Origin of the sequence: Massilia varians (assembly GCF_027923905.1) — a bacterium.
Lineage (GTDB): Bacteria > Pseudomonadota > Gammaproteobacteria > Burkholderiales > Burkholderiaceae_D > Telluria > Telluria varians_B.
In genome coordinates this window covers 614598-627281 of the sequence record NZ_AP026966.1, presented here as the reverse complement: position 1 = coordinate 627281, position 12684 = coordinate 614598, and the positions used below count along the sequence as shown (strand labels likewise).

The following is a 12684-nucleotide window of genomic DNA, read 5'->3' as shown; positions in this document are numbered from 1 at the left end:
TGGATCATAGCAGTCATTACAGGGGATGGGCGTACGGATGAGTTAAATGGATAACATCGTGTCGTCATTGTGTCTGTGCGTTTGCGCCCTACCCTGGGTGGGTAAGTTGGCGCTGTACGGGCTGGGTTTGCCCGCTTGAGGTGGTGAGTCGATTTAGAATGGTTTTCTCGGTCAGTCAGGGCTGTCTCTTCAGCGAAAGGAATCCTCATGAATCGTTCTCTCCTGCTCGTCGCTCTGCTTGGCCTGATGGCGCCGCTGGCGCAAGCGGACGAGCCTTCCTTGTGCACCTCGGTGTGCGCATCCGAGAAGCAGCAATGCACGAGCCGTGCAAGCCGGCTGACCGGGTTCGACAAGCTGCCGCCGGTCGAGGAAAAGAACGGGTTTGCGCGTGTAGCAAACCATGGGCAGGTGGAGTCGGTGCCGGCGCGGGCGGCGGAGCAGTCCGATTTCCACAAGCGCAAACGGGAAAGGCTCGATGCCTGCGATGCGAGCTATCTGAGATGCACGCGTGCGTGTGCTCCGACCACCTCGTCCATCGCTACCAAGGTCGTGCCGAAACAGTGAACTGGAGTATGCAGGTGAGCCGGGCGATCGGTCGAGCCGGGTATGTTCGTAAAAGAACATCGGCAAAAAAACGGCACCCCTAGGGGTGCCGTCTTCATTTCAGCTAGCTACAGCGATCACTCGCCATCGCCCTGATGCTGCTCAACCGAAGCCGCAGCATTCTGCTGGTCTTCCATCGCCTGCAGCTCGGCGGCCATGTTGGCCTTCTCTTGCTGCAGCAGTGCCTGGCGCTCTTCCGCCTCCCACACTTCCTTCTCCTTGCGGGCACGGTGGAATGCCAGGCCGGTACCGCCAGGGATCAGGCGGCCGACGATGACGTTTTCCTTCAGGCCGCGCAGGCCGTCGCGCTTGCCCATGATCGCCGCTTCGGTGAGGACGCGGGTGGTTTCCTGGAACGATGCGGCCGAGATGAACGAGTCGGTCGACAGCGATGCCTTGGTAATACCCAGCAGCACGTTTTCGTAGGTTGCCGGCAGCTTGCCTGCGGCTTCCATGCGATCGTTCTCTTCCAGCAGCTCCGAACGCTCCACCTGCTCGCCGACGATGTAGTCGGTGTCGCCGGCGTCGACGATCACGACGCGGCGCAGCATCTGGCGAACGATCACCTCGATGTGCTTGTCGTTGATCTTCACGCCCTGCAGACGGTACACGTCCTGCACTTCGTCCACGATGTAGCGGGCCAGCGCTTCGATACCCAGCAGGCGCAGGATGTCCTGCGGATCGGCCGGACCGTCGACGATCATCTCGCCCTTGTTCACCACCTGGCCGTCGTGCACCAGCACTTGCTTGTCCTTGGTGATCAGGAACTCGTGCTTGTTGCCGTCCATGTCGGTGATTTCCAGGCGCTGCTTGCCCTTGGTCTCTTTACCGAACGCGACGGTACCGGTGACTTCGGCCAGCATGCCCGCGTCTTTCGGCGAACGTGCTTCGAACAGTTCGGCAACGCGCGGCAGACCACCGGTAATGTCACGGGTCTTCTGCGATTCGGTCGGGATACGTGCCAGCACTTCACCCACCGAGACTTGCTGACCGTCCTTGACCATGATCAGCGCGCCGACCTGGAAGCCGATCGTCACGGCGTGTTCGGTGCCGGCGATCTTCACTTCCTGGCCTTCTTCGTTCAGCAGCTTGACCTGCGGACGCAGGACCTTGCCCGAACCGCGGCGCTTCGGATCGATCGCCACCAGGGTCGACAGGCCGGTCACTTCGTCGACCTGGCGAGCGACGGTGACGCCCTCTTCCACGTTTTCGAACTTGATGGTGCCTGCGTACTCGGTAATGATCGGACGGGTCAGCGGATCCCAGGTCGACAGCGGGGTGCCGGCCTTGACGACCTGGCCGTCCTTGACGATCAGGGTCGCGCCGTACGGCACCTTGTGACGCTCGCGCTCACGGCCGTGGTCGTCGGTGATCAGGACTTCGCCCGAACGCGAGATGACGATCTGCGCGCCCTTGCCGTTGGTGACGTAACGCATGGTCGCGGTGAAGCGGACCGTGCCGTTCGACTTGGCTTCGACCGACGAGGCCACTGCCGCACGCGATGCCGCACCACCGATGTGGAAGGTACGCATGGTCAGCTGGGTACCCGGCTCACCGATCGACTGTGCCGCCACCACACCGACTGCTTCGCCGGCGTTGACCAGCAGGCCGCGGCCGAGGTCACGGCCGTAGCACTTGGCGCACAGGCCGTAGCGGGTGTCGCAGTTCAGCGGGGTGCGGACCTTCACTTCGTCGATGCCGACGCGTTCGATCTCTTCGACCATGTCTTCGTCCAGCAGCGTGCCGGCTTCGAACAGGGTTTCCTGGGTTTCCGGATTCACAATGTCGGTACCGGCGACGCGGCCGAGGATACGGTCGCGCAGCGGCTCGATGACTTCACCGCCTTCGACCATCGCCTTCATGTGCGTGCCGTTGGTGGTGCCGCAATCGTCCTCGATCACCACCAGATCCTGGGTCACGTCGACCAGGCGGCGGGTCAGGTAACCCGAGTTCGCGGTCTTCAGTGCCGTATCCGCCAGACCTTTACGAGCGCCGTGGGTCGAGATGAAGTACTGCAGAACGTTCAAGCCTTCGCGGAAGTTCGCGGTAATCGGGGTTTCGATAATCGAACCGTCCGGCTTGGCCATCAGGCCTCGCATACCGGCCAGCTGGCGGATCTGGGCTGCCGAACCACGGGCGCCCGAGTCGGCCATCATGTAAATCGCGTTGAACGATTCCTGGGTGCCTTCGGTGCCATCGCGCTTGGTGACCGGCTCCACTTTCAGCTGGTCCATCATCGCCTTGCCGACTTCGTCCGAGGTCTTGCCCCAGATGTCGACGACCTTGTTGTAACGCTCGCCGGCGGTGACCAGACCCGAGGCGTACTGCTGCTCGATCTGCTTCACTTCCGCTTCGGCGGTCGCGATCATGCCCTTCTTGACGTCCGGGATCAGCATGTCGTCGACGGCGATCGAGATGCCGGCGCGGGTCGCCAGGCGGAAGCCCGACTGCATCAGCTTGTCCGCGAAGACAACGGTCGCACGCAGGCCGCACTTGCGGAACGACGTGTTGATCAGCTTCGAGATTTCCTTCTTCTTCAGCGCGCGGTTCAGCACCGAGAACGGCAGGCCTTTCGGCAGGATCTCGGACAGGATGGCGCGGCCGACGGTGGTCTCGTAGCGGGTCACGGTCTTGTCGAATTCGCCCTCGGCGTTCTTCGGGTACTCCGTGATACGCACCGTGATGCGGGTGGCCAGCTCGACTTCCTTGTTGTCGTACGCGCGGATGACTTCCGACACGTCCGGGAACATCATGCCTTCGCCCTTGGCGTTGATCGCCTCGCGGGTCGCGTAGTACAGACCCAGCACGATATCCTGCGACGGGACGATCGACGGTTCGCCGTTCGACGGGAACAGGATGTTGTTCGAAGCCAGCATCAGGGTGCGGGCTTCCATCTGCGCTTCGATCGACAGCGGCACGTGGACTGCCATCTGGTCACCGTCGAAGTCGGCGTTGAACGCCGCGCAGACCAGCGGGTGCAGCTGGATGGCCTTGCCTTCGATCAGGACCGGCTCGAACGCCTGGATACCGAGACGGTGCAGGGTCGGCGCACGGTTCAGCATGACCGGGTGCTCTTTGATGACCTCTTCCAGGATGTCCCAGACCACCGGTTCCTGGATTTCGACCAGCTTCTTGGCTGCCTTGATGGTGGTCGCGAGACCCATCAGTTCGAGCTTGTTGAAGATGAAGGGCTTGAACAGTTCCAGGGCCATCAGCTTCGGCAGGCCGCACTGGTGCAGTTTCAGCTGCGGACCGACCACGATGACCGAACGGCCCGAATAGTCGACGCGCTTGCCCAGCAGGTTCTGACGGAAGCGGCCGCCCTTACCCTTGATCATTTCGGCCAGCGACTTCAGCGGACGCTTGTTGGCGCCGGTCATCGCCTTGCCGCGACGGCCGTTGTCCAGCAGCGAGTCCACTGCTTCCTGCAGCATGCGCTTCTCGTTACGCGTAATGATTTCCGGCGCGCGCAGTTCCATCAGGCGCTTCAGGCGGTTGTTACGGTTGATGACGCGGCGATACAGGTCGTTCAGGTCGGAGGTCGCGAAACGGCCGCCATCCAGCGGGACGAGCGGACGCAGCTCCGGCGGCAGGACCGGGAGCACTTCCATGATCATCCACTCAGGCTTGATGCCCGAGCGCTGGAACGCCTCGAGCACCTTCAGGCGCTTGGCGTATTTCTTGATCTTGGCTTCGGATTTCGACTCTTTCAGCTCGACGCGCAGGGCTTCGGCATCGCGGTGGATGTCGATCGAGCGCAGCAGTTCACGGATGCCTTCGGCGCCCATGAATGCGGTGAAGTCGTCGCCGTACTCTTCGTACTTGGCGGCGTAGTCGTCTTCCGACATGATCTGGCACTTCTTCAGCGGGGTCATGCCAGGATCGGTCACGACGTAGGCTTCGAAGTACAGCACGCGTTCGATGTCGCGCAGGGTCATGTCCAGGACCATGCCCAGACGCGACGGCAGCGACTTCAGGAACCAGATGTGGGCGGTCGGCGAGGCCAGCTCGATGTGGCCCATGCGCTCGCGGCGCACCTTGGCCAGTGTGACTTCGACGCCGCACTTCTCGCAGATGACGCCGCGGTGCTTCAGGCGCTTGTACTTGCCGCACAGGCATTCGTAGTCCTTGATCGGACCAAAGATCTTGGCGCAGAACAGGCCGTCGCGCTCAGGCTTGAAGGTGCGGTAGTTGATGGTTTCCGGCTTCTTGACTTCGCCGAACGACCAGGAACGGATTTTTTCAGGCGAGGCGAGGCCGATCTTGATGGCGTCGAAGCTCTCGTTTTGCTGAACTTGCTTGAATAGATCGAGCAGTGCTTTCATGTATCACTCCAGGTGATTGAATTCTGTACTTGGTACTACTTCCGCCAGGTTCTCACCGATTTTCGCCGGTGCTTGCCAGACCCACTACCCTTGAAAGCGTCATCCCCGCGCCGGCGGGGATCCAAGTAAGCCGGTATGCACCGGGCTCAGGCCCCAACCTGCGTCGGGGCGACGTTTCAAAGGCAGCAGGCCGGGCCCGAAGGCTGGCGGCCATGCTGGCCCTGCTTAGTTGCGCTCGAGATCGATATCGATACCCAGCGAACGGATTTCCTTCACCAGCACGTTGAACGATTCCGGCATGCCGGCATCGATCACGTGATCGCCCTTGACCAGGTTCTCGTAAACCTTGGTACGGCCATTCACGTCGTCCGACTTCACAGTCAGCATTTCCTGCAGCACGTAGGACGCGCCGTAGGCTTCCAGTGCCCACACCTCCATCTCACCGAAGCGCTGGCCACCGAACTGGGCCTTACCGCCCAGCGGCTGCTGCGTCACCAGCGAGTACGGGCCGGTCGAACGGGCGTGCATCTTGTCGTCGACCAGGTGGTGCAGCTTCAGCATGTGCATGAAGCCGACGGTGACCTTGCGCTCGAATGCTTCGCCGGTGCGGCCGTCGAACATCGTGACCTGGTTCTTCGACGGGGTCATGCCCAGGTGGGCAGCGATGTCGTCCGGGAACGCCAGGTCCAGCATGCGGCGGATGTCGTCCTCGTGGGCGCCGTCGAACACCGGGGTCGCGAACGGCACGCCGTTCTTGAGGTTGTGCGCCAGGCTCAGGATCTCTTCATCGCTGAAGCTGTCCAGGTCTTCCTTGCGGCCGGTTTCGTTATAGATCTTGCCCAGGAAGACGCGCAGGTCCGCTGCCTTCGCTTGCGCCTGCAGCATTTCGCCGATGCGCCAGCCCAGGCCCTTGGCCGCCCAACCGAGGTGGGTTTCCAGGATCTGGCCGACGTTCATACGCGACGGAACGCCCAGCGGGTTCAGCACGACGTCTGCCGGACGGCCATCGGCCATGAACGGCATGTCTTCGACCGGCACGATACGCGAGACCACACCCTTGTTACCGTGGCGGCCCGCCATCTTGTCGCCCGACTGCAGGCGGCGCTTGACGGCCAGGTAGACCTTGACCATCTTCTGCACGCCAGGCTGCAGTTCGTCGCCCTGGGTCAGCTTCTTGCGCTTCTCTTCGAAGGCCAGGTCGAACTGGTGGCGCTTCTCGTTGATCGACTCCTTGATCGCTTCCAGTGCGTTGGCGGTCTCGTCGTCGGCCGGACGGATATCGAACCAGTGGAACTTGTCCAGGTCGGCCAGGTATTCGGCGGTGATCGCGGCACCCTTGGCCAGCTTCTTCGGACCGCCGTTGACCACTTTACCGATCAGCATGCGCTCCAGACGCTGGAAGGCGTCGCCTTCCACGATACGCATCTGGTCGTTCAGGTCCAGGCGGTAGCGCTTCAGCTCGTCGTCGATGATCTGCTGGGCGCGCTTGTCGCGCTGGATGCCTTCGCGGGTGAACACCTGCACGTCGATGACGGTGCCGACCATGCCCGACGGCACGCGCAGCGAGGTGTCCTTCACGTCCGAGGCCTTTTCGCCGAAGATCGCGCGCAGCAGCTTCTCTTCCGGGGTCAGCTGGGTCTCACCCTTCGGGGTGACCTTACCGACCAGCACGTCGCCGGCTTGCACTTCGGCGCCGATGTACACGATGCCCGATTCGTCCAGGCGTGCCAGCTGGTTCTCGGCCAGGTTCGAGATGTCGCGGGTGATTTCTTCCGCGCCCAGCTTGGTGTCGCGGGCGACCACGCTCAGTTCCTCGATGTGGATCGAGGTGTAGCGGTCGTCCTTGACCACGTTTTCCGAGATCAGGATCGAGTCTTCGAAGTTCAGGCCGTTCCACGGCATGAACGCCACCAGCATGTTCTGGCCCAGTGCCAGTTCGCCCAGGTCGGTCGAGGCGCCGTCGGCGATGACGTCGCCACGGACCACGCGGTCGCCCACTTGCACGATCGGACGCTGGTTGATGTTGGTGTTCTGGTTCGAACGGGTGTACTTGATCAGGTTGTAGATGTCCACACCGACTTCGCCGGCTTGCGCCTCGTCGTCGTTGACGCGGATGACCACGCGGCCCGCGTCGATGTAGTCCACCACGCCGCCGCGCAGGGCCTGCACGGTGGTGCCCGAGTCGACCGCCACGGTGCGCTCGATGCCGGTACCGACGACGGCCTTTTCCGGACGCAGGCAAGGCACGGCCTGGCGCTGCATGTTGGCGCCCATCAGTGCACGGTTCGCGTCATCGTGCTCGAGGAACGGAATCAGGGAAGCCGCCACCGACACGATCTGGCCCGGGGCCACGTCCATGTACTGGATGCGCTCTGGGGAAACGAGGATGGTTTCGCCGGCTTCACGCGCCGACACCAGCTCGTCGACCAGTTGGCCTTCTTCATTGATCGCGGCGTTCGCCTGCGCAATGATGTAGCGGCCTTCTTCGATCGCCGACAGGTATTCGATCTTGTCGGTGACCTTCGAACCGTCGACCTTGCGGTACGGGGTTTCCAGGAAGCCGTATTCGTTCAGGCGGGCGTACAGTGCCAGCGAGTTGATCAGGCCGATGTTCGGGCCTTCAGGCGTTTCGATCGGGCACACGCGGCCGTAGTGGGTCGGGTGCACGTCGCGCACCTCGAAGCCGGCGCGTTCGCGGGTCAGGCCGCCCGGGCCCAGGGCCGAGACGCGGCGCTTGTGGGTGACTTCCGACAGCGGGTTGGTCTGGTCCATGAACTGCGACAGCTGCGACGAACCGAAGAACTCACGGATAGCTGCCGAGATCGGCTTGCTGTTGATCAGGTCGTGCGGCATCAGGTTGTCCGCTTCGGCCTGGCCGAGGCGTTCCTTGACGGCGCGTTCCACGCGCACCAGGCCGGCACGGAACTGGTTCTCAGCCAGTTCGCCGACGCAACGCACGCGGCGGTTGCCCAGGTGATCGATGTCGTCGACTTCGCCGCGGCCATTGCGCAGCTCGACCAGGATCTTGATCACGGCCAGGATGTCTTCGTTCGACAGGGTCATGTCGCCCACGAGTTCGTCACGGCCGATGCGGCGGTTGAACTTCATGCGGCCGACAGCCGACAGGTCGTAGCGTTCCGGCATGTAGAACAGGCCGTTGAACAGCGCTTCCACCGATTCTTCGGTCGGCGGTTCGCCAGGACGCATCATGCGGTAGATCGCCACGCGTGCGGCGGTCTGGTCGGCGGTGTCGTCGGTGCGCAGGGTCTGCGAGATGTAGGCGCCCTGGTCCAGGTCGTTGGTGTACAGCGTCTGGATGTCGGTCACGCCGGCGTCGCGCAGCTTGCCCAGCAGTTCTTCGGTCAGCTCGTCGTTGGCGACGGCGATGACTTCGCCGGTGTCCTGGTCGACGATGTTCTTGGCCAGCACGCGGCCCAGCAGGTAGTCTTCCGGCACCGAGATCGACTTGATGCCGGCGGCTTCGATGTCACGGACGTGCTTGGCGTTGATACGCTTGTCCTTGGTGACGATGGTCTTGCCCGACTTCGGATCGACGATGTCGAAGCGCGCGACTTCGCCGCGCAGGCGTTCGGACACGAACTCCAGCTCGCCGCCTTCATTGCGGAGGGTGAAATTGTCGAAGACGAAGAAGTTCGCCAGGATCTGCTCCGGCGTCATGCCGATGGCCTTCAGCAGGATCGTGACCGGCATCTTGCGGCGACGGTCGACGCGGAAGAACAGGATGTCCTTCGGATCGAACTCGAAGTCCAGCCAGGAGCCGCGGTAAGGAATGATACGGGCCGAGAACAGCAGCTTGCCCGACGAGTGGGTCTTGCCGCGGTCGTGTTCGAAGAACACGCCCGGCGAGCGGTGCAGCTGCGAGACGATGACGCGCTCGGTACCGTTGATGACGAACGAACCGTTCGTGGTCATCAGCGGCAGTTCGCCCATGTACACTTCCTGCTCTTTCATTTCCTTCACGACCGGCTTGGTCGGCGATTCCTTGTCCAGGATCACCAGACGCACCTTGGCGCGCAGCGGCGAAGCGAAGGTCAGGCCACGCTGCTGGCACTCTTTCACGTCAAACGCAGGGTCGCCCAGCACATAGGACAGGAACTCGAGGCGCGCAAAACCATTGTGCGACACGATCGGGAAGATGGAGCTGAAGGCGGACTGCAGGCCTTCGTTCTTGCGGACGGACGGAGCGGCGTCGGCCTGCAAGAAATTCTCGTAGGATTCGAGCTGGGTAGCCAGAAGATAAGGAACGTTGTGAACGTTGGCGCGCTTCGCGAACGACTTGCGAATGCGCTTCTTCTCAGTAAATGAGTAGTGCATGGACACTCCGTGAGTGACAGAAAGGATGAGAATTCAGGAATTGCCAGTGGTGGTCGCACCACACGCAAGGCCTGAAGCCTCTGCTTTCCCGCCAGGTGATTAAGACAGCCGTACTGCTGTGTTACGATATTTCTGAAGCCGGTGATGCTGGTGCTGCGAAAAACGGGTGTCGCTTGTGTTTGATGCAGGGACGACAAAAGAGCCAAAGCCGCATCCCCTCCCTTTCGGCAGGTTCCGCAAGCTTTGACTCCCGCGCTGGGCACCCTCGATGAGCGCCCAATGCATATGTATTACTTCAGCTCGGCCTTGGCGCCAGCTTCTTCCAGCTTCTTCTTGGCGGCTTCAGCGTCAGCTTTCGGCAGGGCTTCTTTCACGGTCTTCGGTGCGCCGTCGACGACGTCTTTGGCTTCCTTCAGGCCCAGGCCGGTGATTTCGCGGACTGCCTTGATGACGCCGACTTTGTTCGCGCCGACTTCGGTCAGGACAACGTTGAACTCGGTCTGCTCTTCAGCAGCAGCTGCGCCGCCAGCGGCACCGCCAGCTGCCGGTGCTGCCATTGCAGCTGCCGACACGCCGAACTTCTCTTCGAAAGCCTTGACCAGGTCGTTCAGTTCCATGACCGACATTGCGCCAACTGCGTCCAGGAACTCTTCTTTGCTAATTGCCATTTGAAACTCCAAATATTGTGTGTGTGTAGTACAGGTTTGGTTCTACTTGAACAGAAAGACGCGAAGCGATTACGCTTCGGCGGCTTCCGCTGCCGGAGCAGCGGCGCCTTCGCCTTTTTGTGCTGCAACTGCAGCCAGAACTCGTGCGAAGCCCGACACCGGTGCCTGCATGACGCCCAGCAGCTGGGCGATGAGGACTTCACGGCTCGGGATGCTTGCCAACGCGGTAACGCCAGCCACGTCGAGCGGCTTACCAGCGTAGTTACCGGCTTTCACGACCAGCTTGTCATTGGTTTTCGCGAAGTCAGCGATGACTTTAGCGGCAGCAACGGCGTCGTCCGAGATCGAGTAGATCAGCGGACCGGTCATGGCATCAGCCAGCGGGGCAAACTGCGTACCCTCAACCGAGCGACGAGCCAGCGTGTTCTTCAGAACACGCAGGTAGACGCCCTGGGCACGTGCGGTTGCACGGAGTTTGGTCAAGTGAGCAACCTGGATGCCACGGTACTCAGCCACGACGATGGTTTGCGCGGTTGCAACTTTAGCGCTTACCTCTTCGACGACGGCCTTTTTGTCATTCAGATTAAGACCCACGGTCAATCTCCTTAAATGATGCGAACAACATGTTCACATCGGTTCGAACACGGCGTCCGAAGTTAAGAAGTCAATCTAACGCGGATGAACTCACGCAGCGTGGACTACAAAACTTGTTCGGGTACACCATCTGCGTTGGGTGGTCTATTAACCTCCGCCACAATCAGAGGGAACAGAGCGCTTCGCGGTCTTTCCCCTTGTTGACGACGTCGGCCCAACGGTCTTTGATTGCCTGCCGGAGCGGCGATTTGCCCCGACAGCCCAAAGATGCGCCCCGCGATGTTTTGCGAGGACTTGATTCTGCTATTACTGAGCGGCGATCGACGCGTGGTCGACGCGCACGCCTGCACCCATGGTCGACGAGATCGCGACCTTGCGCAGGTAGACGCCCTTCGAGGTTGCCGGCTTGGCCTTGTTCAGGGCTTCCAGCAGCGCTGCCAGGTTGGTCTTCAGCTGCTCGTCCGAGAAGGACTTGCGGCCGATGGTGGCGTGCACGATACCAGCCTTGTCGGTACGGTACTGGACCTGACCGGCCTTGGCGTTCTTGACGGCGCCAGCCACGTCCGGGGTCACGGTGCCGACCTTCGGGTTCGGCATCAGGCCGCGCGGGCCCAGGATCTGGCCCAGGGTACCGACGATACGCATGGTGTCCGGCGAAGCGATCACGATGTCGAACGGCATGTTGCCCGCCTTGACCATCTCTGCCAGGTCTTCCATGCCGACGATGTCGGCGCCGGCTGCCTTGGCAGCTTCAGCCTTGTCGCCCGATGCGAACACGGCGACGCGCACGGTCTTGCCGGTGCCTGCTGGCAGGACGACCGAACCGCGAACCACCTGGTCCGACTTCTTCGGGTCCACGCCCAGTTGCACGGCGACGTCGATCGACTCGTTGAACTTGGCGGTGGCGAATTCCTTGACGATCGACACAGCGTTGTCGAACGCGTAGACCTTGTTACGGTCCACTTTTGCTTTCATTTCTTTGACGCGCTTGGACAGCTTAGCCATTACACACCCTCCACCGTGATGCCCATCGAACGTGCCGAGCCAGCGATGATACGCACTGCGGCGTCCATGTCGGCGGCGGTCAGGTCCGGCTGCTTGGTTTTTGCGATTTCTTCAGCCTGGGCACGGGTCAGCGAGCCAACCTTGTCGGTATGTGGCTTCGGCGAACCTTTGGTGATGCCAGCGGCTTTCTTGATCAGGTAGGTTGCCGGCGGGGTCTTCATCACGAAGGTGAAGGACTTGTCGGCGAACGCGGTGATCACGACAGGAATCGGCATGCCCGGCTCGAAACCCTGGGTCTGAGCGTTGAACGCCTTGCAGAATTCCATGATGTTCAGGCCGCGCTGGCCCAGTGCCGGGCCGATCGGTGGGGACGGGTTTGCTTTACCAGCTGCGACTTGCAGCTTGATAAAACCAATAATCTTCTTGGCCATGATGGCTCCTTGATTGGTTTTGAGTAGTAGCGCCCCACCACTACCACTCCGGCGGGGCTCCTCTTACCGGATTCCGCCTTGCTGCTGCGACGCTCCGATTTAAGCGCTTTAAACCTTTTCTACCTGCCCGAACTCCAGCTCCACCGGAGTTGCGCGACCGAAGATGGTGACAGACACACGCACCTTCGATTTTTCGTAGTTGACTTCCTCGACGTTGCCGTTGAAGTCGGTGAACGGGCCTTCCTTGATCCGGACCTGCTCGCCCACTTCGTACAGGACTTTTGGACGCGGCTTTTCGACGCCTTCCTGGACCTGCTGCATGATCTTGTCGATCTCGCGCGCCGGGATCGGCGTCGGCTTGTTCGACTTGCCACCGATGAAACCGGTGACCTTGCTGGTGTTCTTGACCAGGTGCCAGGTCTCGTCCGTCATTTCCATCTCAACCAGGACATAGCCCGGGAAGAAACGACGCTCGGAAACAGCCTTGGTGCCGTTGCGCATCTCGACGACTTCTTCCGTCGGCACCAGGATGCGACCGAACTGCTCCTGCATGCCCGCGCGCTCGATGCGCTCGGTTAGGGCGCGCATGACGCTCTTTTCCATGCCCGAGTAGACATGTACGACGTACCAGCGCTTGTTGCTGACCGGGACACTCACGGGAGCCGCACCAGCGTCTTGCGCCGGGTCTTGGCCCGGCGCGTTGTCTTGCACGTTATCGCTCAT

8 protein-coding genes are annotated in these 12684 nt (G+C 61.5%); 1 reads left to right on the top strand and 7 read right to left on the bottom strand.

Translation table 11 applies throughout. The features are described 5' to 3' along the window. Nucleotides 1-207 precede the first annotated feature (207 nt). Nucleotides 208-564 (top strand): hypothetical protein, encoded by a 357-nt coding sequence (locus MasN3_RS02905; RefSeq protein ID WP_281912163.1) that lies wholly within the window; start codon nucleotides 208-210, stop codon nucleotides 562-564. A 116-nt stretch (nucleotides 565-680) separates the two neighbouring features. On the opposite strand, the gene rpoC is transcribed toward MasN3_RS02905, so the two are convergent. From rpoC to nusG, 7 genes are all read right to left on the bottom strand, one after another. After that, nucleotides 681-4928: a DNA-directed RNA polymerase subunit beta' gene (gene rpoC, locus MasN3_RS02900; RefSeq protein ID WP_281912161.1), complete on the bottom strand. Its 4248-nt coding sequence runs from the start codon at nucleotides 4926-4928 to the stop codon at nucleotides 681-683. Nucleotides 4929-5153: 225 nt separating this feature from the next. Then, a complete protein-coding gene (gene rpoB / locus MasN3_RS02895; protein ID WP_281912159.1) occupies nucleotides 5154-9263 on the bottom strand; it encodes a DNA-directed RNA polymerase subunit beta in 4110 nt (1369 codons plus the stop codon). Nucleotides 9264-9553: 290 nt separating this feature from the next. Further along, a complete protein-coding gene (gene rplL, locus MasN3_RS02890; RefSeq protein ID WP_027868024.1) occupies nucleotides 9554-9931 on the bottom strand; it encodes a 50S ribosomal protein L7/L12 in 378 nt (125 codons plus the stop codon). Between the two features lie 69 nt (nucleotides 9932-10000). Beyond that, a complete protein-coding gene (gene rplJ, locus MasN3_RS02885) occupies nucleotides 10001-10525 on the bottom strand; it encodes a 50S ribosomal protein L10 (protein ID WP_281912155.1) in 525 nt (174 codons plus the stop codon). Nucleotides 10526-10831: 306 nt separating this feature from the next. Continuing rightward, complete coding sequence (gene rplA / locus MasN3_RS02880; protein ID WP_281912152.1) at nucleotides 10832-11530, bottom strand: 50S ribosomal protein L1; 699 nt, start codon at nucleotides 11528-11530, stop codon at nucleotides 10832-10834. After that, nucleotides 11530-11961, bottom strand: a complete 432-nt coding sequence (rplK, locus tag MasN3_RS02875) for a 50S ribosomal protein L11 (RefSeq protein WP_281912150.1) — start codon at nucleotides 11959-11961, stop codon at nucleotides 11530-11532. Before rplK ends, rplA begins: the two co-directional genes overlap by 1 nt. Before the next feature lie 108 nt (nucleotides 11962-12069). Continuing rightward, nucleotides 12070-12684 (bottom strand): transcription termination/antitermination protein NusG, encoded by a 615-nt coding sequence (gene nusG, locus MasN3_RS02870; RefSeq protein WP_036209128.1) that lies wholly within the window; start codon nucleotides 12682-12684, stop codon nucleotides 12070-12072.